The organism is Neobacillus sp. MER 74 (assembly GCF_023714155.1).
Genome location: NZ_JAMAUV010000099.1, coordinates 1 through 292, shown reverse-complemented (window position 1 = coordinate 292; position 292 = coordinate 1). Strand labels below are relative to the sequence as shown.

Here is a 292-nt window from a genome sequence, read left to right as displayed (position 1 = left end):
ACTTAACCTAAAAGGTTATTCTCTTAACTTCATAAGAGAGAAAACTAAAATGGCGATTACTCGATGTTTACTTTGCTTCTTCATTACGATTATCTAGTTTTCAAAGAACGATTAAAAAAAGCTTTGAAGGAATTGCTCCCTCAAAACTAAACAAACAAAGATCGCGAACAAACTGTTTTGTCTGGCTCACAAGTCCAGCTTATATCCTTAGAAAGGAGGTGATCCAGCCGCACCTTCCGATACGGCTACCTTGTTACGACTTCACCCCAATCATCTGTCCCACCTTAGGCGG

General features: G+C 39.7%; 1 rRNA gene. It reads right to left on the bottom strand.

Annotated features, from left to right (window positions below):
• Positions 1-211: 211 nt before the first annotated feature.
• Positions 212-292, bottom strand: a 16S ribosomal RNA gene (locus M3610_RS27680); the annotation flags it as partial.